Here is a 24,267-nt window from a genome sequence, read left to right as displayed (position 1 = left end):
TGATCAATGTATGCCAAAGCATCAAAGCAAAGTATTAATGATCGATGACGAAAAAGAAATTTTAGAATTAATCAACACAGTATTAACAAGAGAAGGCATTGATCGCGTTATAACAGCTTCAACTGCCCGTGATGGGCTCACGAAATTCCATCAAGAACAGCCTGATCTTGTCATACTTGATATTATGCTGCCAGACGGTGAAGGCTATGATATTTGCAGACAAATTAGAGAGACCTCCCATGTTCCGATTATCTTTTTATCAGCAAAGGGAGAGGAAACAGACAAAATTGTAGGACTTGCCATCGGCGGGGATGACTACATTACAAAACCGTTCAGTCCAAAGGAAGTTGCCTACCGGGTGAAAGCGCAGCTAAGACGGCTCTCATACTTGCAGTCATCTCAAGCGGATCCCGTCATCAAAAAAGGGCCGTTTGAGTTAAACGAGCAGCAAGCAGAACTGAAGAAAAATGGCGCGGTCATTGAGCTCACGCCGAAAGAGCTTCTGCTGATGACCTACTTCTTGCAGCACCCGAACCGCATCATCAGTAAAGAAACGCTTTATCAAACTGTTTGGGGGGAAGACTTCTTCGGTTCTGACAATACGGTGATGGTTCATATCCGAAGACTTCGGGAAAAAATAGAAAATTCCCCGTCCACACCAGAGTTTCTCGTCACAGTCAAAGGGCTTGGCTATAAATTTGTTGTAAAGGATGCGTAAGGATGAAATGGCGATTAACAGGCAGGTATATGGTCTCTGTCATTATCGTGACCATTATCACGGTCTTTATCAACTTATTCGTATTTATGATTTGGCTCGTACTTCAGGCAAACAGCCAGCATAACGAGGAAAATACGCCCGAAACCTTCACAAGATCATTTGAACAATACATCTCTTTTTCTGATCAAGGGATAACCGTAAACAAAGAAGGGCAGAAAGCCTTAAAACAACAGAATGCATGGATTCAAATTTTAGACGAAAATGGCCAAAACGTGTATCATGCGCAGGCACCTAAAGGATTAAAGAACAAATATACACCGATAGAAATCGTGAACTTACATAAATATAAAGATAAGCAATTATTATCGACCATTTATGCTGGCGGAAAAAAAGTAAAGGGCAAAGAATACAGCTACTTTATCGGTTTTAAAGACCCTTCCATCGGAAAATACCTATTCTCGTTTGACACGAAGGATTTAGTAACAAGATTCAATATCGGGACGATGATTTTATTATCAATTGATGCCATCATAGCATTACTCATTGGTTACTTATTCAGCCGGCAGCTCACAAAACCGCTCGGCCGTGCCATTCATAGCATCCAGCGGCTGGCAAATGGAGATTACACGACAAATCTGCCTGCTAAAGGAATTTATAAAGATGTCTTCTATAATGTCAATCACTTATCAGAGCAGCTCGCTTCAAGCAAAAAAGAAAAAGACAAACTAGAACAAATGCGTGAAGAATGGATCAGCCATATTTCTCATGATATTAAAACGCCATTATCCTCTATTCAAGGCTATGCTGAAATCATGAAGGATCGAAATTATCCTCTTTCAGATCAAGAGATGATGCATTATGCCAGCATCATAGAGAATAAATCACTGTACATTAAAGATGTCATGGAGGATCTAAATTTAACAACAAGGCTGAAAAATAACGACGTGATGCTACATAAAGAGCTTGTGAACATTGTGCCGTTGCTGCGTAAAACGTTAATTGATATCCTAAACGATTCGAGATATGCAGATCAAAGCATTGAGCTGCAAACGAATGTAGACAAGCTCATGCTGAATATTGATACGGTCCTCATACGAAGAGCAGTCACCAATCTCATTTTAAATGCCCTTGTCCACAATGATGCTGATGTGAAAATCATTGTACAGCTTGAGCAAAAAGAACATACCCACATCACAATTAAAGACAACGGCAAAGGAATTGAAGAGGCAGAGCTAGAAAAAGTGTTTGACCGCTACTATAGAGGGACGAATACAGCAGGGACACATGCTGGCTCTGGTCTTGGAATGGCGATTGCAAAAGATATTATCCAAAAACACGGCGGAGATATTACGATACAAAGTATAATTGGAGAAGGAACAACGATTGATATCCAATTACCCACTTGAATAGACATACAAAAAACGGTTCTGCTCAATGACAGAACCGTTTTTTCATCTATTATTATTCTGAAAACACTTTAATGCCTTTCACAATGTTCCAAATGAAGAAGTAAATCGCCACAAGGAATGTCAGAGCATACGTAGCAATTAAGAACGGACCAGCATGACTGATATCGTTCATGCCAAGTAAACCTGAACCGACAATACCAATACCGAAAATCAAATAAGGAATAACATGCGTCCATAGTGACTTTTTCGCATGATATTTCACTTCATCCTTTCCTAAGAAGTAGACGATAATCGGAAACAGAAACGGTGCAAAAAAGATACTGAAGTAACATAATGAAGACAAAATTTTATTTTCTCTCAAAACTTTTCACCTCTATGATTAATTTAGAAGGGAGGAGAATCATTCGACTCATCCCTCACTTCCTTACAAACCCATTGTACAACCTCAACCTTAACCTGTATTAATCCGAACCTTACAGCAACCTTAAAAATGAATAAATAGTGGCATTTCCGTTTCAAAAGGCTAAATTGAAAATCACATATCTATATTTTTGACCTTATTCTTGACCTTGTAGTATACTTCAACCTTTATAATGGAAATATCAACAGGTGACTAACCTATACATGAAAAATACGAACATAGGAATAGAGCTGATGACAAAAGGTGAACTTGCAAAAAGAACAGGAATAAGCGCTGCTGCCATTCGGTACTATGAAGAAAACGGCATTTTACCTGTCCCAATACGCTATTCTAATGGTTATCGATTATATACAGAAGATGACCTATTAAAAATTGAATTCATAAAAGGGGCTAAATCGTTAGTTACTCCCTGAATATGCTGAAAAAAATCAGATGCTGGCTCGTGAAGGAATGGAAGTCATTACAAACATATGGGCTGCTGATAAACACCCAACAGACTCATTGATCAGCCCAATCTACGGAGATTTTAAAGGACTGGGGAAAATCACTCATTTATTGGCACACACGAAGCTTTATATCCAGATGCGATAAAACTTGATGAAAAACTAACAGAGCAAGGAATTGAGATCAACACCTACGTTTATCTGGAAATGCTTCATGTGTTTGTTGTCATGCTAATCCCAGAAGCAAAAGATGCTAAACAAAAAATCATTCAGATCATTAATAGCTAGGTATCGTCCTTTTATGTCACGAAATAAATGAAACACACTCAATTCAATATTTGATGGAAACACCTTTCCCGAATCCTGAAAAAATTAAATCAGTGTACTCCGATAGAATACCGTCACACACTGGCAATTTTAAGTTTTTTATATTCGCCAAGTTGACAAGGCTAAGAACAGATTAGTGATCTTTTTCAATGAATATTCACAAGTAAAGAAAACCTGTAAAAATTGCAGGAAAATGAGACATGCATAAGTTTTCAAGTGTTGTTTGCGTTTTCATGAAGAATGTTGGCGCATACATTGACTTTGCCAAACGAAATCATCATCTTCATAATGAAAAGAGAATGAAGCATAAAGGGGTCATGAACTTTGAAAAAAAATGTTCAAGCTATGCTGAAAGAACTCAATCGTGCCATGAAACAATATGGAGAAGCTATCATTAAAATTAAATCCAATGTATAGCCTTTAATTTTAATAGGTGTCTAGTCTGGTGCAATTGCATCAGGCTTTTTTTCGTGATGAATAGTTAAAATAATGAAAAAATTTCGAAAAACAATTGACTGAAAGCGCTTTTGATATTATGATTATTTCAAAGTTAACCATAAGTTAACCAAAAATATGATTATTTTTTGAAAAACTTATGGTTAACTCTATTTTTCAAGTATTTAGTCATAAAGGAGGCTGACAAACGCGTGACCAACCCGAACTGTATTTCGTGGGGCATTGCTCCGATTGGCTGGAGGAATGATGATATTCCAACGATAGGAGCTGATAATACATTATCTCACTTATTAAGCGATATATGTGTCGCTGGTTTTCAAGGAACTGAAGTAGGTGGTTTTTTCCCCGAACCCAACATTTTAAATAAAGAGCTTCAATTACGTAATCTAAAAATTGCAGGCAAGTGGTTTAGTAGTTACATCATACAAGACGGACTAGAGATGACGAAAAAAAAATTTACTGATCATTGTCGATATTTACAAGAAGTAAATGCAAGTGTAGCGGTTGTATCTGAACAAACGTACTCTATTCAAAAAAAAGAAGTGAGTGTTTACAAAAATCAACCCACTTTTTCGGATAAAGAATGGGACTTACTCTGCACAGGAATAAATGAGTTAGGCAAAATTGCTAACGCTTTCAATCTGAAACTTGTGTACCATCATCACCTTGGCACAGGGGTTCAAACCTTATCAGATATTACTCGTTTATTAGAAGGAACGGACGAAAAATATGTTCATCTTCTATATGATACTGGTCATATTTTCGTATCAGATGGCGATTATATGCCCCTATTGCATACACATATTGACCGCATACATCATGTTCACTTTAAGGATGTTAGAAAAGAAATAATGGACCTTTGTAAGCAAGAAGATTTGCCTTTTCTACAATCCTTTCTTAAAGGTATTTTCACTGTTCCAGGTGACGGATGTATTAATTTTGAAGAAGTATACCGCGTTCTATTAGAAAATGGTTATAACGGATGGATTGTGGTTGAAGCTGAGCAAGATCCTTCAATTGCACATCCACTTGAATATGCGCTGTTGGCTCGTAAGTATATTGATGAGAAATTAGTGATCCATACTTAAAATAGAACAGGAGAAAACGAGCATGAATAAACAAGTCAACCAACACCAAAATCTTAGGGCGATTATTTTAATTTCGACTTTTGGCGGACTTCTTTTCGGATATGATACTGGCGTCTTAAATGGGGCATTACCATATATGTCACAACCAGGGCAGCTCAATTTAACAGCGCTTACACAAGGTTTAGTGACAAGTGCATTACTTTTTGGGGCAGCATTTGGGGCAGTGATATGCGGTCGGTTATCAGACCGTTATGGCAGGCGTAGAACGATTTTTTCTCTCGCAGCGATGTTCTTTTTTTCCACGATCGGTTGTACAGTTTCACCGAATGCAGAAATTATGATTATTTTCCGATTCCTCCTTGGCCTAGCAGTTGGGGGAGCATCTGTTGCAGTGCCAACTTTCTTAGCAGAAATGTCACCTGCGAATCAGCGCGGAAGAATCGTTACACAAAATGAATTGATGATCGTAACAGGTCAATTACTTGCGTTCGTTTTCAATGCTATCATTGGTAACTTATTAGGAGAGAACCCATTTGTATGGCGAATTATGCTACCGATTGCTGCTCTTCCAGCGATCATTTTATTCTTTGGCATGTTGAGAGTCCCTGAAAGCCCAAGGTGGCTTGTCACTAGTGGGAAAAGAGATGAAGCCCTGCAAGTGCTACAAAAGATTCGCTCAAAGGTAGATGCAGAAAGAGAGCTTAGTGAGATTGAAAATGCCTATGAAAAAGAAAAGAACCTTGACAAAGCAACCTTTAAAGATTTCTCTATTTCTTGGGTTAGAAGACTTGTACTCATCGGAGTAGGGATTGCGATTGTCCAACAAATAACTGGTGTCAACTCTATTATGTATTATGGAACCGAGATATTAAGAGGTGCCGGCTTTGATACAAAAGCAGCGTTGATTGGTAACATTGGAAATGGTATTATTTCGGTTATCGCGACAATTGTAGGAATTGTCTTGCTAGGCAAAATCGGACGCCGCCCTATGCTCATTACAGGATTAATCGGTACAACGACAACATTACTTTTTATCGGAATTTTTTCAAATCTTTTTGCTGGGTCAGAATTACTTCCATATATCGTGTTATTATTAACCATTACCTTCCTTGCGTTCCAACAAGGTGCAATTTCTCCAGTGACTTGGCTCATGTTGTCTGAGATATTCCCACTCCGCCTTAGAGGGCTCGGCATGGGTGTCACAGTTTTCTGCCTTTGGATTGTTAATTTCTTAGTCGGTCTAACGTTCCCTATTCTACTATCTCAACTTGGGTTGTCTGTGACATTCTTTATCTTCGTTGGATTCGGTATCTTGTCAATATTGTTTGTTACTAAATTCTTGCCAGAAACGAAAGGGCTTACATTAGAAGAACTTGAAGCGAATTTCCGAAATCATGGTCATTCAGGCGTTGATGTTACATCAAATAATAAAACGATTTCTTAATGAAAGAGGTATATAAATGAAACTTGCATTTAACCAAGCGACAACTCTCAAAAATTCTAATTTATCAAAAGATTTAAACCTTTGCGAAAAACACGGTTATGATTTTATTGAAATTCGAACAATGGATAAATTACCAGAATACCTTGAGACTGCTTCACTTGAGGATCTAAACAACTATTTTCAATCAACCACAATTAAACCACTTGCCTTAAATGCTCTCGTCTTCTTCAATAATCAATCAAAAGAACAATACGAAGCGACAATTCAAACATTTAAAGACATGCTTGAAACGGCCAAAACAATTGGTGCACCTTACATAGTTGCAGTTCCACTTGTAACAAAAGAAAAATTTCTCAAATCAGAGATTCATAAAAGTTGTGTAAGCGTGTTAAAGGAACTTTCTACGCTCGCTTCTCCTTATGAAGTAAAAATCGCTTTAGAATTCGTAGGTCACCCTGAATGTACTGTCAACACATTGTCTCAAGCATACAAAATCATTGAAGAGGTTAATTGTGACAACGTAGGGCTTGTTCTAGACTGTTTTCATTTCCATGCAATGGGCTCACGTTTAGAGGATTTACAAAAGGTTGATATTTCAAAAATTTTTATCGTCCATATCGATGATACAGAGGATTTCCCAATCGGCTTTTTAACAGATGAAGATCGCGTATGGCCAGGTGAAGGCGCCATCGATCTTCAAGGGATTTTCAGCATCTTAAAAGAAAAAGGATATGACGGTGTGGTATCTGTTGAGCTATTTAGACCCGATTATTACAACCTTGATGCAGAAGTAGTCATTAAAAAAGCCAAACAAACGACAAACAACGTACTTACAAAAATGGGGGTCTAATTGCCATGAAGGAGTGTTCATAATGACTGTAACTGATGTGAAATTAGTTTCAATGAAAGAGATGTTAAAAGAAGCGAAGCAAGCAAAATATGCTATTGGGCAGTTTAATATCAATGGATTGCAATGGACGAAAGCCATTCTACTTGCCGCAGAAGAAGAGAACTCTCCTGTCATTGTTGCAGCTTCTGATCGACTTGTTGATTACCTAGGTGGCTTTCAAACGATTGTTGGAATGGTAGAGGGATTGATGAGAGATTTATCGATTACAGTTCCAGTTGCTTTGCACCTTGATCACGGGGCGAGCGTTGCTAGGTGCCAATCAGCCATTGAAGCAGGTTTCAGCTCTGTCATGATTGATGGTTCATCCTTTTCTTTAAAAGAAAACATCCGTATGACAAACGATGTTGTCAGCTATGCGATGAAAAGAGGTGTATCAGTAGAGGCAGAAGTTGGCTCAGTCGGTGGTATGGAAGATGGGATGATTGGCAACATTGTATATGCTAATCCATTAGACTGTCATCGACTTGTACAAGAAACCAATGTAGACGCACTTGCGGCAGCACTTGGTTCAGTACATGGGCCATACCAAGGTGAACCAAAGCTTGGATTTGAAGAAATGAAAGATATTTCTGAACGCACAGATATCCCATTAGTACTCCACGGTGGTTCTGGGATTCCGGTCGAACAAATTCAGCGAGCGATTTCATTAGGGCATGCGAAAATTAATGTCAATACAGAATGTCTACTAGCTTGGAATCAAGCTATACGCTCTAAATTAAAAGAGGATGCTGACATATACGATCCACAAACCATCCTAACGCCAGGTACAGAGGCTATTAAAAGTGTGGTCAAAATGAAAATGAGGGAATTCGGATCTAGCCAGCGCATCAGATAAAAAACCCATCACATCACATGAAGCCGCCTTCCATAAGCCATGATGAAAAGGAAGATCACGATGTTAAAAATGAAAAGAATTCAACAAATCAAAGAATATATCTTGAAAAATCAGTCTGTATCTTTAGACGACCTTGTCGAGACATTTGACGTTTCCAAAAATACCATTCGGCGTGATGTCCAAAAATTAGTAAACGAAGGACATATTCAAAAGGTCTACGGAGGAGTTGCTGCAAATCATGCGAAGCTTGAAGCCTTTCAAGACAGACAAATTAGAAATCAAGCGCAAAAACGTCTGATTGCAAGAGAGGCAGCAAGCTGGGTGAAGGATGGAGATGTGATCTTTATTGATTCTGGTACGACAACACTGGAGCTCATACATTTCATTCACAACAAACAGGTAACAGTTGTGACAAATAACGTGGATTTCATCGTTCAAGCAATGCCTTATAAACAGCTACAAGTGATTTCGACAGGGGGACAATTAGAACGAAAGACGAAATCCTTTTCCAACTATTCTATAGCTGAGGAGTTAAATCTATATAACTTTGATAAAGTATTCATGGCATCTACAGGTGTCTCCATCTCTAATGGTGTCACCAACTCATCACCTGTCGAAACAACTATGAAGGAGCTAGTTGTAAAAAAAGGAAGAGATGTTTTTTTACTTGTCGATCATACGAAGTTCGACAAATATGCAATGGTTACCTACTGCGGTTTGGATGAGATAGACTATTTAATCACTGATGATCCATTAAATACACAGTATGTCAACTTTATTGAACAAAACGATATTAAATTGATTGTAGCGACAGACAAAGAATAAGTATTGACATGATGATTGACACGTTTGAAACAAGCGAGGCTGTTTGAGTAAGAGAGACCCTCTCAAGAGCAGAAATAAATTTATACGATAAGGTAGGGAGTACGATGGAAACAATTAGATTGACAATGAGTCAGGCATTGGTCAAGTTCTTAAATGCCCAATATGTTGAGTTCGATGGAAAGAGAGAACCATTTATTAAAGGAATCTTCACCATTTTTGGTCATGGAAACGTTGTAGGAATTGGTCAAGCACTTCAAGAAAACCCAGGAAGACTCGAAGTCTATCAAGGAAGAAATGAACAGGGAATGGCTCATGCGGCAATGGCTTTTGCAAAGCAAAAACACCGGAAACAAATTATCGCTTGCTCTTCATCCGTTGGCCCGGGCTCAGCCAATATGGTGACAGCGGCAGCAACAGCAACAGCGAACCAAATTCCACTTCTTCTTTTGCCAAGTGACGTCTTTGCTACTCGTCAGCCAGATCCAGTGTTACAACAAATGGAACAAACGCATGATCTGAGCTTATCTACAAATGATACGTTTCGAGCCGTCAGCAAATATTGGGATCGCATTACACGTCCAGAACAGCTGATGAGTGCAATGGTCAGCGCCATGCGCGTGTTAACAAATCAAATGGATACAGGTGCTGTTACCATCTCTTTACCTCAAGATGTACAAGGCGAGGCATGGGATTATCCTATGTCATTCTTTAAAGAACGTACGCATTACTTAGATCGGCAGGCGCCTTCTACCAGAAGCATCGAAGAAGCGGCTGAGCTGATCAAAACGAAGAAAAAACCACTCTTAATTCTTGGCGGAGGCGTTCGCTATTCAGAGGCTGCTGACGAATTCAAACAATTTGCAGAAACGTTCAATATTCCATTTAGTGAAACACAAGCTGGCAAGAGCGGAATTGAAAGCACGCACCCATTAAACGTTGGCGGACTTGGTGTGACAGGAAATAGTTCGGCAAACGAAATCTCACATGATGCTGATCTGATCATCGGTGTAGGCACTCGTTTCACTGACTTTACGACATCATCCAAACGTTTTTACGCAGAAAGAGATGTCCTGACAATTAATCTATCAGACTTCCATGCTTCTAAACTAGAAGCGACAAAAATCATCGCTGATGCGAAACTAGGACTTCGTGCATTAAGAAAAGCGCTAGACGGCTATCAATCTGGTTATACGAACGAGATTAAAGAAGCAAAAGCGAAGTGGGAGCAAGAACTTGAAAGACTCCGCAACATCGAATACTCAGGCGATGACTTTGAGCCAGAGATCAAAGGGCATTTCAAAGAAGAAATGGAAGAATACAAAAAAGAATTAAACACAACACTCCCGCAAACAACCGTTCTTGGTTGCATTAACGAATGGATTCCAAAAGATAGCATCATCACTTGCGCAGCAGGGAGTTTACCAGGTGACTTGCAACGTATGTGGGTCGCAAAAGAGAGAAATACGTACCACTTAGAGTATGGCTATTCTTGTATGGGATACGAAGTCGCATCTGCATTCGGTGCAAAAATGGCTGCACCTGACCAAGAAGTATATGCGATGACTGGAGACGGGAGCTACTTAATGCTACACAGTGAGCTTGTCACGAGTATTCAAGAAGGTTATAAAATCAACATTATGCTTTTTGACAACTCAGGTTTTGGCTGTATCAACAACCTTCAAATGGATAACGGAATCTCCAGCTTTGCAACAGAATTCCGTATGAGAAATAAAAAGACAGGTCAGCTTGATGGCGAGATCATGAAAATCAATTTTGCTCAATCAGCAGCAGCTTACGGTGCAAAAACGTATGAAGTGTATACACTTGATGAGCTAAAAGCAGCGATTGAAGATGCAAAACATCAAACGGTCAGCACATTGATTGATATCAAAGTGCTGCCAAAAACGATGACAGACGGTTACGGTGGTTCATGGTGGCATGTTGGCATCGCAGCTGTATCAGAGCAGGAGTCTGTGCAAAAAGCATTCGAAGCAAAGGAAAATCAACTAAACAAAGCAAGAAGATATTAAAAAGCTAAAAAAACGAAAGGTGTGATCATCATGACTGATCTAATCGTACCAGGACAAAAACGTGATAAAGAGGGAAAGGTGCTGAGCATCACGCCTGAATCTGCAGGTTGGACGTATATTGGATTTGATGTGTATACCCTCTCAAAAGGTGAAACGCTTCATCACGAAACGGGAGACAAAGAGGTTTGTGTTGTCATTCTTTCTGGTAAACTCCACCTTTCAACAACAACAGAAAAATGGGAGAACATCGGAGAGCGCATGGATATTTTTGAAAAGATTCCTCCATATTCTGTCTATGTACCAAATGGTGACAAGTTTGATATCAAGGCAACAACAGATGTAGAAATAGCCATTTGCTCTGCTCCAGGAAAAGGCACATACAAAGCGCGCCTCATTACCCCAGAACATATAGGGGTTGAACATAGAGGAGCAGGCAATATTGCAAGGCAGGTTCATAATATTTTACCAGAGCAAGAGCCTGCAGATCATTTGCTTGTAGTCGAAGTATTTACACCAGAAGGAAACTGGTCGAGTTACCCGCCACATAAGCATGATCAAGATCATTTACCATATGAATCTTACTTAGAAGAAACGTATTATCATAAGGTAAAACCAGATCACGGATTTGCGCTCCAAAGGGTGTATACAGATGACCTTTCTTTAGATGAAACAATGGCTGTCAAAGATGGCAGTGCTGTTTTAGTACCAAAAGGGTATCATCCAGTATCAGCGCCCCCTGGTTATGACATTTACTATTTGAATGTGATGGCAGGGCCTGTTCGGACATGGAAGTTTCATAACAGCAAGGAACATGAGTGGATTATGGAACACAAATTAGCTGCGAGCAAGGAGAAGTGACAATGTCCTATTTAACTTTTGAACAAGATAGAAAACTAGACGTCATTGCGATCGGTAGATTATGTATTGATTTAAATGCAAATGAAATCAACTGTCCAATGGAAGAAACAGTGACATTTACTAAATATGTCGGCGGGTCTCCTGCGAATATTTCCATCGGTCTTGCGAGACTTGGCATGAAGTCAGGCTTTATCGGAAAGGTTGCCGATGACCAAATGGGGCGTTTTGCGACACACTATTTGCAAGAAAACAACATTGATACTGAAGGAATTGTCATTGATCGAACAGGCGCGGTGACAGGCCTTGCATTCACTGAAATTAAAAGCCCTGAAGAATGCAGCATTTTAATGTATAGAGACAATGTCGCTGATCTTAAACTTGAAATCAGCGAAGTGTCTGAAGATTACATCAAACAAGCGAAAGCCATTCTTATCTCAGGAACAGCGCTAGCAAAAAGTCCTTCTAGAGAAGCCGTTTTCGTTGCGCTAGATTATGCAAGAAAACATCAAGTGACCATCATTTTTGATGTCGATTATCGTCCATATACTTGGCAGTCCGAAGAGGAAACATCAATTTATTATAACCTTGCTGCTGAAAAATCAGATTTGATCATCGGGACAAGGGAAGAGTTTGACATGATGGAAAAATTGACAGTTGACGGCCCATCAAACGATGAATCCACTGCAAATAAATGGTTTTCACATCATGCAAAAATTGTCATCATTAAACATGGAGGAGAAGGATCAATCGCCTATACAAAAGATGGTCTTTCCCATCGCGGGGGCATTTTTAAAACGAAAGTACTGAAAACATTTGGCGCTGGCGATTCATATGCATCTGCTCTCATTTATGCACTAATGAATGGGTTGACAATTCAAGAAGCAATGCGCTTTGGCAGTGCTTCAGCATCAATTGTTATTTCAAAACATAGTTCATCTGATGCGATGCCATCTGTAGAAGAAATCAAAGCGTTTATGGCAACAGCAGAAGAATTCATTCTAAATCAACCATAACAGTAGTAGAGGAGAGAGAAAAAACATGGCAAAAACAACCTTAAAAACAGTGAAAAATTATATTGGTGGCAAATGGACCGAAGCTGCAACAACGCAAACAGAAAAGGTTTTCAATCCTGCAACCGGTGAAGTAATTGCAGAAGTACCTTTATCAACAATAGAAGACGTAGATCGTGCTGTCCAGTCAGCAAACGAAGCATTCAAAACTTGGTCCAAAACAGCTGTACCAAAACGTGCGCGTATCCTTTTCAAATACCAGCAATTGCTTGTGGAGAAATGGGAAGAATTAGCTGAGCTTGTGACGCTTGAAAACGGAAAGAGCTTAACAGAAGCTAAAGGAGAAGTACAACGCGGCATAGAGTGTGTGGAATTCGCTGCTGGTGCACCAACCCTCATGATGGGGAAACAACTACCTGACATTGCAACAGGACTTGAGTCTGGTATGTATCGCTACCCCATCGGTGTCATTGGCGGGATTACACCGTTTAACTTCCCTATGATGGTTCCTTGCTGGATGTTCCCACTCGCCATTGCTTGTGGAAACACATTTGTCTTAAAGCCATCTGAAAGAACACCAATCCTTGCCGCAAGATTAGCAGAGCTATTTGAAGAAGCTGGTCTCCCAAAAGGCGTACTTAACATTGTGAACGGTGCACATGATGTGGTAAATGGGTTGCTTGAGCACAAAAACGTCAAAGCGATTTCATTTGTTGGCTCTCAGCCAGTGGCAGAGTATGTATACAAAAAAGGAACAGAGCACGGCAAACGCGTTCAAGCGTTAGCTGGAGCGAAAAACCATTCTATCGTCTTAAAGGATGCTGATTTAGATGGGGCAACAAAACAAATCATCGGTGCTGCGTTCGGATCAGCTGGTGAGAGATGTATGGCAGCTGCTGTTGTGGCAGTAGAAGAAGAGATTGCGGATGAATTCATTGAAAAATTAGTAATTGAATCAAATCAAATTGTCATTGGTAATGGCATTGAGGAAGATGTGTTCCTTGGACCTGTCATCCGTGAAGGTCATAAAGAGCGCACGTTACAATACATTCAATCAGGAGTAGACGAAGGCGCATGCCTCATTCGTGATGGAAGAAAAGACAGTGAGACAGAAGGCGAAGGCTACTTCGTTGGACCAACGATTTTTGATCACGTTACAGAAGAAATGAAAATTTGGCAAGACGAAATTTTCGCACCTGTTCTTTCTGTTGTACGTGTGAAATCACTTGGTGAAGCGATTGACATTGCCAACCATTCAAGATTTGCAAACGGTGCTTGCCTTTACACTGACAGTGCATCAAGTGTCCGAGAATTTCGTGAAAACATTGAAGCAGGTATGCTAGGCGTTAACGTGGGTGTCCCAGCTCCAATGGCATTCTTCCCATTCTCCGGTTGGAAAGATTCATTCTACGGTGATCTTCACGCCAACGGGACAGACGGCGTAGAATTCTATACTAGAAAGAAAATGGTTACAGCTCGTTATATGTAAACGAGCGAACAGGCGGCTGTGTCCCTTCTGATCACAGCCTGCCAAATAAATGGATGTGGTCATCGCGAAAGACAAAGTCCTATTTTCTATCATTTCATTTTTCTTTTGGTTTACACAGTTTCTCTATGTCCCGATTTTATCACCTTATTTAAAAACACTTGGTGGACACTATACCTTTATTGGTATCGTGTTAAGTAGTTACGGGCTCATGCAGCTTTTTTGCAGGCTACCTGTGGGGATCTTTTCCGACTTCTTAAACATGAGAAAACCGTTTATTGTCTTCGGCATGATGACGGCCACTTGTAGCTGTCTTTTATTTGCCTTAACGGACGCCTTCATATGGGGGCTTATTGCGAGGTGTCTTGCTGGCTTAGCAGCAGCAACATGGGTTGCCTTCACAATAATGTATGCGAATTATTTCAAAGAAAATGAATCACAGAAGGCAATGAATTACATTTCATTTATCGTTGTCCTCGCGCAGTTGTTAGGTATGAGCTTTAGTGGTTATATCGTCGATATCTTTGGATGGAAAGCACCGTTTTGGATTGGATCCTTCATCGGCTTGATTGGTCTTGTTTTATCACTTTTTATTCTCGAACAAAAAACAGAAAACAAGACCCAATTGAAAATGAAGCAACTCATTAAAGTCGCGAAAGAACCAGCGTTACTAAAGATTTCACTGTTGTCTATTTTAGCGCACAGTATGATTTTTACGACGATGTTTGGATTTACATCAACGTATGCACTCACCATCGGCATGAAACAAAGTGAACTTTTTTACGTTGTCTGTTCTTTTATGATGCCGCACACCTTAGCACCTTTATTACTTGCGAGACTGCTTAAGGAGGCGAATAAAAGAAACATCTTAATCGGTTCATTTACGGTTGCCTCATTTTCGATCTTTATGATTCCTTTTATTCAACAAAAGGTCATCTTTTATATCAACCAAGGAGTAGGTGGACTTGCATTAGGTTTTATTTTTCCAATACTTCTAGGAATGGCCATTGAATCTGTGTCACAAAGTTTTAGAGCGACTGCCATGGGTGCATATCAAGCATTATATGCACTTGGTATTTTCGGTGGTCCGTTTATTGCAGGAATGGTCAATCATGTATTTGGCATCGCATTTGGATTTTATTTTGAAGCCATCTTAGGGGTATGTGCAGTCGGACTTATTATGACAAAGACTTTTGAAAAGATACAAAATCATGATACACACACGATTAAGCGCCATACATAAAGCGCTTTCATTCAGGGGGACTCTCAAATGAAATTAAGAATTGGTGTTATTGGTACTGGAGCAATTGGTCAAGAACATATGAAAAGAATCACAAATACATTGTCAAAAGGAAAAATTGTGGCAGTAACAGATGTGAATCAAGCGCAAGCCCAAGCGATTGTAAACGCATTACATTTAGATGCAACAGTCTACAACGATGGCCATCAACTCATTCAAGCTGATGATGTTGATGCGATTATCGTCACTTCTTGGGGACCAACACATGAAGAGTTTGTATTAGCTGCGATACAAGCAGGAAAACCTGTTTTCTGCGAAAAACCACTTGCGACAACAGCAGAAGGGTGTAAGCGCATTGTGAATGCTGAAATCGAAGCAGGGAAGTTATTCGTGCAGGTTGGATACATGCGCCGTTATGACCCAAGCTATCTAGCATTGAAAGCAACTCTTGATCAAGGAACTGTTGGTGAACCATTAATCATTCATTCTGCACATAGAAACCCAACAGTACCTGAAACTTATACTGGTGATATGTCAATTGTCGATACATTTATCCACGAAATTGATATTCACCGCTGGTTACTAAACGACGACTATGTGTCAGTACAAACAATTGCACCAAAGAAAACAAGTCAAGCAGCCGATCACCTTCAAGATCCAATCATAGTCTTGATGAAAACAAAACGTGGGGCACTCATTAGTGGAGAAATTTTTGTCAATTGTGAGTATGGATATGATATTCAGTGCCAAGTCGTTGGAGAAAAAGGAATTGCCAGTCTTCCTGAGCCTGCTACGGTTGTTTTGCGTACTGATGCAAAACATTCAAAAGATATTTTAGTAGACTGGCAAGCTCGTTTTAAAAGCGCGTATGATGCTGAACTACAAGATTGGATTGATTCTACATTAAAAGGTGAAGTCAATGGTCCAACAGCATGGGATGGTTATGTCGCAGCAGTCACATCTGATGCATGTTTAGAAGCGAAAGTATCTGGTGAAGTCACTCCGATTCACCTTGATGACCGCCCAGCATTTTATGATCAAGCATTAACAACCGTCCAAAAATAAATACTTAGCTGAAAAAGAAAGGGAGATTGAACATGATTTTAGCATACGACCCGTCTCATTACCGTGATCATACAAATTTAAAAGATACAATTGATAACGTTGCAAGACTCGGCTATGAATATGTAGAGCTGTCCCCGCGTAAAGATTTCATTTGGTTTTATGAATATCCAAAAGTTGATAAACATTTGATCAGAGACTTAAAGAGATATTGTCGTGATGCAGGTGTAAAAATTTCTTCTGTACTTCCTGTTCAACAATGGTCTTCACCAAATGAGCAAGAGCGGCAAGCGGCAGTGAGAAACTGGAAAAGATGTATTGAGATCACATCAGAACTTGGTGTTGATCTCATGAACAGTGAATTTAGTGGAGACAAAACACGCCCTTTAGAAAGTGAAGCAGCATTTGTCAGATCAATGGACGAACTGATGCCAATCTTTGAAAAAGAAGGGATTAAGCTAAACCTTCAGTCACATCCACATGACTTTATAGAGTTGAACATTGAAGCGATCCGCATGATTCGTGCACTAGATAAAGAATGGATCAAACTTGTGTATTCTGTTCCCCATGCGTTCTTCTATGACGATGGGATTGGTGATGTAGAGAAGCACCTTGATGAGGCAGGAGATCTGCTTGCACATGTATTAATCGCAGATACACTAAATCATAAAGCAGCTTACGGGCTACGTTATATCGTGAATCCACCAGATGCCAATGTAACCGTTCACCAGCACTTGAATCCTGGTGAAGGAGAAATTAATTTTGAAGCACTTTACCGGAAATTACGCGAAATGAAATTCGATGGAATCGTTACAAATGCAGTCTTTGCATATTCTGATCGCCCAGAATGGTCGAATGAAATCACGTTAAAGTCCATTAAAGAAGGATTAAACATCAAATAATAAAAAAAACCAGCGTTTATTCTCAAATAAGGGAACGCTGGTTTTTCATATGTGTCGATTGCATATTTTCAGTGCTTGTGCTCGATGCAAATGTGTCTTTAACACCACGGTCGCGATGGCGCCATTCGACCTTGAGAAAAGTTCCAATGGATTTGTCAAATCGAATAACACAAAAGTCTTTTATCATAAAAAGTGAGAGGTTAAGCAGCCGGGCTTCCCGATTGCTTTGCTTGTTTATAATTGAAAAAGGAGATGATTAAATGAATTACTATAAATTACTTGTATCAATTTGCACCATAAAGAAGAGGAGATGCATACGATGACGGCATTTCTTTCATCCATAGCGTAAAAGAAGAAATGTTTGCAGGTGATACCGTATCAATGGAACGGTTCAGGTGGGGAATTGAAGTCATTTTGTATGGAATCCAGCAAGAAATCAATTAGAAAGGAGCACGAGCAAAAAGCAGTCAATGGCTGCTTTTTTTACATTTTCTCAACCTTTTCAACATATATAAAAAAATCTATATATTGTTTTTATATATAAAAAATTATATAATCTAGTGGAATAAATAAATGAGGTGCTTAGGCATGGAAAATACGAAGAATTTATTAGAGAGCTATATTCCTTTAGCAAAATCTACGGCAAAAATGTTTGGACCAAATTGTGAAGTAGTGATTCATGATTTAACGAACCCTCAAGCATCTGTCATGTTTACAGTCAATCATCATGTGACGGGAAGAAAAATCGGTCAATCATTTGATCATTTGGTAAAGACTGTTTTACAATCCGGAGATTTTAAAGAAGATTATCTTGCTGGGTATACATTTAAAACAGAAGACAACCGTACCATTCGTTCTTCGACTTCATTAATTCGTGATTCTAAGAAAAAGGTGGTTGGAGCATTCTGTATCAATTTTGATGTTGAAGCATTGAATCAAATGCAGCAATTTATGGATACTCTTCTTTCTACAAAAGTTGAAGTTCAAGAAAATGAATCAACATCAAATGATGAACTTGAAAATGTGGAAGGAATAGTAGATCAATTGATTCAACAGATCATTCAAAACAGTGTCCACCCAGTTATGAAACGTCATGAAAAAATTGAATTAATAAGGTTCATGGATGAAAAGGGAATCTTTTTAATGAAAGGTTCGGTTGAGAAGGTCGCATCTATGTTAGGTATTTCTAAAGTCACCGTCTATAGCTATTTGGATGAAATCAAACATAAATCGAATGAAGGGGAAACGAAATGAAAAGTATCCTTGAGGTAGGGAATCTAAAATCCAACGGACACTATGCATTCGCAACCATTCATCAAAACACGGTCTACGTTTCAGGACAATTTGCCATCAATCCCGAAACGAGAGAAAAAGAATTCGGCCCCATTGAAGAAGAGACATTACAAGCGCTTAAGAATGTGGAGATGATTGTAGAAGCAGCCGGAAGTAAAAAAGAAAAGATTTTGCGTATGACATTATACATTTCGGATATTGAACTATGGGACAAAGTAGATGCGGTTTATACTGAATTTTTCGGGGAACATCAACCAGCACGTACTGTTGTACCAACGAATGAATTACATTTTGGTTTCAAAATTGAAATTGATGCGATTTCTTATATTTAGAATATTTTTTTGCCCATGTTATATAAAAAAATATATTTCATATAAAAAATTATTCAAAGGGGCTGATGATTGATGGATCAATTGATTTGTAACCAGTGCGGCAAAAAGTATGAGATGACACCAACTTTATGGAAATGTGATTGTAACGGCGTATTAAATCTGGTGAAAGATACCCCTAAAATAGATATAGAGGCTTGGAATCACTACCCAAACTCCTTATGGCGTTATGTTGAAACCATGCCATTTTCAAAAGATTCTAAGACTTGGGAATCTGTGACAATGGGTGAAGGTCAAACTCCGTTAATCGTTTTAGATCCTAATGAGCCAAACACTTATGTAAAAGTTGATTATATGATGCCTACGCTATCCTTTAAAGATCGAGGAGCTGCTGTTTTAATGACAAAAGCAAAGGAATTAGGGGTATCAAAAGTCATTGCGGATAGCAGCGGGAATGCAGGAACGGCGATTGCCGCTTATGCAGCTCGCTGCGAGATTGCATGTGACATCTATCTAAGCGATGAAACTTCACCTAAAAAGGTCGCTCAAATAAAAGCCCATGGAGCAACGATTAAAGAAATTCGCGGTACACGAGAGGATATTGCAGCCGCGGCCCAAAAAGCAGTAGGCGACGAAAACGTTTTTTATGCAAGCCATGTGTATCAACCTTATTTTTTTGAAGGAACAAAAACATACGCCTATGAAATTTATGAACAAATAAAAGGAGCACCTGATGCTATAATCATTCCGGTTGGAAATGGTACTCTCCTCCTAGGTGCGTATTATGGTTTTAAAGAGTTATTTGAAAATGGTTTGATTCATCAAATACCGAAAATCATTGCCATACAAGCGAAAAACTGTGCACCTCTTGTGAAAGCTTATCAAAATGCGAAAGAATCAGCATCGCCTGTTACGAATACAGGAACCTTGGCAGAAGGGATAGCCATTGCTGCCCCGGCGCGCTCCAAACAAATTCTAGAAGCTGTACAAAATACCAATGGCACATTTATAGATATTGAAGAAGAAGAGATATTGAATGCACGCTCTAAGCTAAGTGAGAAAGGATTTTATGTGGAAGTGACATCTGCAGTCAATTTTGCTGGCTACATGAAATATAAAAAGAAATCAAAAGAAACAATCGTCATACCTCTTTGTGGTGCAGGAATTAAATCAAAATAACCCAAACTTGAAATCGGAGGAATGTTTCATGGGTTTGGATTTTACTCATTGCGAAGCATATTGGTCATACAGTGACTTCCATGGTTTTAGAAAAAGGTTAGCTGCTTGTTTTGGTATGAATTTAGATGATATGGAGGGGTTTGGTGGGGAAATACCCTTTAAAAACTACCAAGATGACATCATCCCATTGCTGGAACAGCCCGATTCTGATCGTTACTTATCACCAGATGTTTGTCAGACCGTTGCAGCTAGATTGCGTCAACTGATCCGCCATTGGCCAGATGATGATATAGATAAATTGAACGCTCTCTATCTAGCAGAGGGAATGGAACTAGCGCATCAACAAAATGAGATATTGGGATTTATATAAAAGAAGATATGTTGTCATATGGCAGATCTTCAATATATATGAAGGGTATCTCAAGAGAGATGCTCTTTTTCTTGCCTGAATGTACAATCCCTTTTGCCCAAAAGTACAATTTTACTTCACTATTTCATTGCGTAGAATAAAGAGGTGAATATCATGAATTCGATGAAAAAGGAGTAAGTGAATGGCTAAATTTTTATATAACTTAGGAAACTTTGCTTTTATGAAGCCTAAACGAATGTTAATCGGTTGGTTACTTATTTTAGTAGCTGTAGTTGCAGCAACAATAGGGACAGGCGTTTCATTTAATGGAGATATGTCGATTCCAGGAACAAAATCTGAAAAGGCGATGGATCTCTTGGAAAAGAAGTTCCCAGCAGGTGATGATGGGGGAACGATTCGTCTGATATTTAAAGCACCTAAGGATGAAACATTAGAAGCAAAGAAAGTAAAACATAAAATAAATGAGACGATGAAAGAAATTAAAAAGGATAAAGCAGTTAAGCAGGTGACCGATTTATATCAAAACTTTACGATAAGTAAAGATAAGAAGATAGGATATGCGGATATTACGTATCGAGTGAAAGCGGATAAGGTAAAGGAATCCTCAAAAGAGAAAGTATTAAATAGCATAAAGATTTCAAGAGATGCCGGCATCCAAACGGAATTAGGCGGCTCCGTCACATTCTCTGAAATTGAAGTAGGTGGGATTTCTGAAATCATAGGGATTGTCTTCGCCTTCTTGATTTTAGTCTTTACATTTGCTTCACTTTTGGTCGCAGGATTACCAATATTGACGGCTGTGATCGGGTTAGTCATAGGTGTTATGGTCATTTTAATCACCTCAAACTTTGTAGAAATGTCTGCATTTAGTCTCACATTAGCGGTGATGATTGGTCTTGCAGTAGGAATTGATTATGCACTGTTTATCATTTCAAGATATCGACAGCTGTTAGCAGAAGGCTACAATTTGAATGAGGCTGCTGCTAGAGCAGTGGGTACCGCAGGAAGTGCTGTATTATTTGCGGGCGTCACTGTTATTGTTGCATTATGTGGACTTGTATTAGTTGACATACCGTTTCTAGGTATCATGGGCCTTGTGGGAGCCTTTATGGTACTATCTGTTATGCTTGTTTCTCTGACGATTGTTCCAGCTATACTAGGGCTTCTTGGAGATAAGGTGAGTCCTTCCAGACAAAATAAGTTATTTTCTAAATTACAGCCAAAAAAAGAGAAAAAAACAATGGGCTGGGGAAGATTTATTCAAAAGCATCCGGGTAAAATAATGCTAGGTGTCATTTTATTGACAGGATTGGTAAGCTGGCCAGCACTTCATATGGAGCTTGGCCTTCCGGATAACGGTATGAAAGGCAAAGAAACAACTGAACGTAAAGGATACGATCTTTTAGCAGAAGGATTTGGCAAGGGGTTTAATGGACCACTTGTTGTCATCATAGATGCCTCTCAAGCAGATGAAACGAGGAAGTCCAAGTCCATCGAGGAATCATCAAAATTGTTAGAAAAAATGGATGGTATCAAACAAATCACGCCGGCGATCCCTGATCAATCGGGTGAGTACGCAATGTTAACAATCTTACCTAGAAGTGGTCCGGAGGATAAAGAAACGAAGCAATTAGTAAAAGACATTCGAAATGAATCGAGTGTGACTGACACAAAGTTTCTTGTGACTGGTTCTACTGCCGTGAATATAGATATTTCAGATAGACTCAGTCAAGCATTGCCAAAATTTGCAGGAGTCATTATTGGATTTGCTTTTGTGTTAATGATTCTTGTATTTAGATCATTCCTTGTTCCATTAAAGGCTGTACTAGGGTTTTTAATGACATTAACTGCTACATTAGGTTTTGCTGTCTTTGTTTTACAGGATGGACATCTTGCCCCATTGTTTGGAATACCTGCAGCAGGTCCTCTGTTGAACTTTATGCCTGTACTAGTAACAGGAATATTATTTGGTCTTGCAATGGATTATGAAGTATTTTTAGTTAGTAGAATGAGGGAAGAATTTCTTCTATCTCAGGATGCAAAGAAATCTGTTATTTCTGGATTACAGCATAGTGGCAGGGTTGTAACTGCAGCAGGCTTAATTATGATTTTCGTTTTCGCAAGCTTTATTTTTGCTCAAGACTTGATTATTAAAACAATGGGATTAACATTGGCATTTGGGGTTTTATTCGATGCATTTGTTATTAGAATGACCTTTATCCCCGCTTGTATGATGCTATTAGGGCGTGCAAATTGGTACTTACCTAAATGGCTGGCACGATTGCTTCCGCATATTGATATTGAAGGAGAGTCAATTGCCCAAAAAGAAAAGAAGATTATATAATTTATTCTTCTTTAAATGTTAAAATTCTAATACCGCCATTGCCTCTTTCAAAGGCGGGCGGTATTTTTCGTGTTATGATGGGGTTTGGAAGGTGAACGTTTATGGATAAGAAACGGATAGACCCATTTAATGAAATGATCTATTCCCGAATTCCCACGTTATTATGGGGTATTCTTGTGTATGTTGCAGCGATGATTTTTCAGTTTTTAACAGTATCTCTATCGCTTTCAAGTTTGTTTTTTTCTGGCCTTTTTGCAATACATCTCATTTTTCATTGGTGGTCTTTTTATTGGTTCCAGAAGAAGCCTTGGATTTATTTCTTCATACAAGGAATCGTTATTCTACTTTGTGTTTTAGCTATGCCAGCTGCCTCTCCTGTTATTTTAATTGGTCTTTTACCGGTATTAATTGCTCAGAGCATCGGTGTATACTATCATACATTAAAGATTATTTTGACAGGACTTTGTTTTTATGTGCTTTTTTTTCTAGCTCTTATTTTGGCTAATGATACAGATGATCTGACTGTCTACATTCCGATTTTATTTCTTATCCTTATTGTGGTCGTTGCATACTCTATCTTATTTTTTAGACAAGTAAAGGCTAGAATTCGAACTCAAACGTTTCTAAAGGAACTCGAACTCGCACATCAGCAGGTGGAAGAGTTAACCCTTGCTAATGAGCGTCAAAGAATGGCTAGAGATTTACATGATACCCTTGCACAAGGGCTTGCAGGCATTATTATGCAATTGGAAGCTGTTCAAGCACATTTAGAGAATCAAAATACCCAGCGTGCTCAAAGCATTATCAAGGGCTCAATGAGCCAAGCGCGAAAAACACTAGGTGAGGCACGGATGGTGATTGATGATCTTCGGAAGGATCGTCATGATCAATACGATTTAACCGAAACAGTAAAAAATGAAGTAAATCGATTTACGACAGCAACGAATATCCCAATTCGCACAAAGATCTCTGTACTTCAGAATATGTCGCCTTTTTTTATTGAACATACTGTTTACATAATAAAAGAATGCTTAACGAATGTTTCAAAACATGCCAAAGCAAGCCATGTCGAGTTAGTGATCGTACAACAAGGTGATCACATCCATTTGGAAATAGCAGACAATGGAGTGGGGTTTGATGAGAAAAAACGAGAATCCACTTTTGGACATTACGGCATCATTGGTATGTCAGAACGTGTCCGGCTGCTTGGTGGAGAGATCCATTTGAAAAGTAAAAAAAATGAAGGTACACAAGTAATAGTAAACATACCTTTGAAAAAGGAGTAAAT

Annotated in this window: 22 protein-coding genes and 1 pseudogene; 22 read left to right on the top strand and 1 reads right to left on the bottom strand. The window is 39.0% G+C overall.

The window, feature by feature from the left end:
• The first annotated feature begins 10 nt into the window (after positions 1 to 10).
• Positions 11 to 718 carry a response regulator transcription factor gene (locus tag BA81_RS15430; RefSeq protein ID WP_034283500.1) on the top strand — a complete coding sequence of 236 codons (708 nt, stop codon included), beginning with the start codon at positions 11 to 13 and terminating at the stop codon, positions 716 to 718.
• Between the two features lie 2 nt (positions 719 to 720).
• Entirely contained in the window at positions 721 to 2,124 is a 1,404-nt protein-coding gene (locus tag BA81_RS15425) for a HAMP domain-containing sensor histidine kinase (RefSeq protein WP_034283497.1), read from the top strand.
• Positions 2,125 to 2,179: 55 nt separating this feature from the next.
• Here the strand turns inward: BA81_RS15425 and BA81_RS15420 are convergent, their stop codons facing one another.
• Positions 2,180 to 2,488 carry a magnetosome magnetite crystal formation protein family gene (locus BA81_RS15420; RefSeq protein ID WP_034283494.1) on the bottom strand — a complete coding sequence of 103 codons (309 nt, stop codon included), beginning with the start codon at positions 2,486 to 2,488 and terminating at the stop codon, positions 2,180 to 2,182.
• Positions 2,489 to 2,751: 263 nt separating this feature from the next.
• Here BA81_RS15420 and BA81_RS20215 point away from each other — a divergent pair, with 263 nt between their 5' ends.
• The 20 genes and pseudogenes from BA81_RS20215 to BA81_RS15320 all read left to right on the top strand — a co-directional run bounded on the left by BA81_RS20215 (position 2,752) and on the right by BA81_RS15320 (position 24,265).
• Positions 2,752 to 2,961 carry a MerR family DNA-binding transcriptional regulator gene (locus BA81_RS20215; RefSeq protein ID WP_051149979.1) on the top strand — a complete coding sequence of 70 codons (210 nt, stop codon included), beginning with the start codon at positions 2,752 to 2,754 and terminating at the stop codon, positions 2,959 to 2,961.
• A pseudogene (locus BA81_RS20110) lies at positions 2,951 to 3,279 on the top strand (alpha/beta hydrolase); the annotation flags it as partial. The gene BA81_RS20215 and the pseudogene BA81_RS20110, both read left to right, overlap by 11 nt.
• A 686-nt stretch (positions 3,280 to 3,965) precedes the next feature.
• Positions 3,966 to 4,862 carry a myo-inosose-2 dehydratase gene (gene iolE / locus BA81_RS15405; RefSeq protein WP_024427121.1) on the top strand — a complete coding sequence of 299 codons (897 nt, stop codon included), beginning with the start codon at positions 3,966 to 3,968 and terminating at the stop codon, positions 4,860 to 4,862.
• Positions 4,863 to 4,884: 22 nt separating this feature from the next.
• On the top strand, positions 4,885 to 6,306 hold the full coding sequence (locus BA81_RS15400) for a sugar porter family MFS transporter (RefSeq protein WP_024427120.1): 1,422 nt from the start codon (positions 4,885 to 4,887) through the stop codon (positions 6,304 to 6,306).
• Between the two features lie 16 nt (positions 6,307 to 6,322).
• Positions 6,323 to 7,156, top strand: coding sequence for a sugar phosphate isomerase/epimerase family protein (locus BA81_RS15395; RefSeq protein ID WP_024427119.1), 834 nt, complete (start codon positions 6,323 to 6,325; stop codon positions 7,154 to 7,156).
• Positions 7,157 to 7,193: 37 nt separating this feature from the next.
• Positions 7,194 to 8,051, top strand: coding sequence for a class II fructose-1,6-bisphosphate aldolase (gene fba, locus BA81_RS15390; protein ID WP_024427118.1), 858 nt, complete (start codon positions 7,194 to 7,196; stop codon positions 8,049 to 8,051).
• Positions 8,052 to 8,111: 60 nt separating this feature from the next.
• Complete coding sequence (locus BA81_RS15385; RefSeq protein ID WP_024427117.1) at positions 8,112 to 8,876, top strand: DeoR/GlpR family DNA-binding transcription regulator; 765 nt, start codon at positions 8,112 to 8,114, stop codon at positions 8,874 to 8,876.
• 104 nt (positions 8,877 to 8,980) lie between these two features.
• Positions 8,981 to 10,906, top strand: a complete 1,926-nt coding sequence (gene iolD, locus BA81_RS15380) for a 3D-(3,5/4)-trihydroxycyclohexane-1,2-dione acylhydrolase (decyclizing) (RefSeq protein WP_024427116.1) — start codon at positions 8,981 to 8,983, stop codon at positions 10,904 to 10,906.
• 30 nt (positions 10,907 to 10,936) lie between these two features.
• Positions 10,937 to 11,764, top strand: coding sequence for a 5-deoxy-glucuronate isomerase (gene iolB / locus BA81_RS15375; protein WP_024427115.1), 828 nt, complete (start codon positions 10,937 to 10,939; stop codon positions 11,762 to 11,764).
• 2 nt (positions 11,765 to 11,766) lie between these two features.
• The gene (gene iolC, locus BA81_RS15370) at positions 11,767 to 12,777 is read left to right on the top strand and encodes a 5-dehydro-2-deoxygluconokinase (protein WP_024427114.1); all 1,011 of its coding nucleotides are present in this window, start codon (positions 11,767 to 11,769) and stop codon (positions 12,775 to 12,777) included.
• A 25-nt stretch (positions 12,778 to 12,802) separates the two neighbouring features.
• On the top strand, positions 12,803 to 14,263 hold the full coding sequence (locus tag BA81_RS15365) for a CoA-acylating methylmalonate-semialdehyde dehydrogenase (RefSeq protein WP_024427113.1): 1,461 nt from the start codon (positions 12,803 to 12,805) through the stop codon (positions 14,261 to 14,263).
• Positions 14,264 to 14,312: 49 nt separating this feature from the next.
• On the top strand, positions 14,313 to 15,503 hold the full coding sequence (locus tag BA81_RS15360) for an MFS transporter (RefSeq protein ID WP_024427112.1): 1,191 nt from the start codon (positions 14,313 to 14,315) through the stop codon (positions 15,501 to 15,503).
• Positions 15,504 to 15,530: 27 nt separating this feature from the next.
• Positions 15,531 to 16,565, top strand: a complete 1,035-nt coding sequence (gene iolG, locus BA81_RS15355) for a bifunctional inositol 2-dehydrogenase/D-chiro-inositol 1-dehydrogenase (protein ID WP_024427111.1) — start codon at positions 15,531 to 15,533, stop codon at positions 16,563 to 16,565.
• A gap of 32 nt (positions 16,566 to 16,597) precedes the next feature.
• Positions 16,598 to 17,464, top strand: a complete 867-nt coding sequence (locus BA81_RS15350) for a sugar phosphate isomerase/epimerase family protein (protein WP_034283486.1) — start codon at positions 16,598 to 16,600, stop codon at positions 17,462 to 17,464.
• A 588-nt stretch (positions 17,465 to 18,052) separates the two neighbouring features.
• The gene (locus tag BA81_RS15345) at positions 18,053 to 18,718 is read left to right on the top strand and encodes a helix-turn-helix transcriptional regulator (protein ID WP_034283483.1); all 666 of its coding nucleotides are present in this window, start codon (positions 18,053 to 18,055) and stop codon (positions 18,716 to 18,718) included.
• Positions 18,715 to 19,089, top strand: coding sequence for a RidA family protein (locus BA81_RS15340; RefSeq protein ID WP_024427108.1), 375 nt, complete (start codon positions 18,715 to 18,717; stop codon positions 19,087 to 19,089). The genes BA81_RS15345 and BA81_RS15340 overlap by 4 nt, the downstream gene beginning before the upstream one ends.
• A 72-nt stretch (positions 19,090 to 19,161) precedes the next feature.
• On the top strand, positions 19,162 to 20,265 hold the full coding sequence (locus BA81_RS15335) for a threonine synthase (RefSeq protein ID WP_034283481.1): 1,104 nt from the start codon (positions 19,162 to 19,164) through the stop codon (positions 20,263 to 20,265).
• Between the two features lie 28 nt (positions 20,266 to 20,293).
• Positions 20,294 to 20,635, top strand: coding sequence for a hypothetical protein (locus BA81_RS15330; protein ID WP_034283479.1), 342 nt, complete (start codon positions 20,294 to 20,296; stop codon positions 20,633 to 20,635).
• Positions 20,636 to 20,816: 181 nt separating this feature from the next.
• Complete coding sequence (locus BA81_RS15325; protein ID WP_034283477.1) at positions 20,817 to 22,979, top strand: MMPL family transporter; 2,163 nt, start codon at positions 20,817 to 20,819, stop codon at positions 22,977 to 22,979.
• A gap of 101 nt (positions 22,980 to 23,080) precedes the next feature.
• A complete protein-coding gene (locus BA81_RS15320; RefSeq protein WP_034283474.1) occupies positions 23,081 to 24,265 on the top strand; it encodes a sensor histidine kinase in 1,185 nt (394 codons plus the stop codon).
• The last annotated feature ends 2 nt before the right edge of the window (positions 24,266 to 24,267 follow it).

The sequence above is a fragment of the Bacillus safensis FO-36b genome, assembly GCF_000691165.1.
GTDB lineage: Bacteria > Bacillota > Bacilli > Bacillales > Bacillaceae > Bacillus > Bacillus safensis.
Note: the sequence above shows the minus strand (reverse complement) of the source record. Positions and strands in the feature narration are given on the sequence as shown.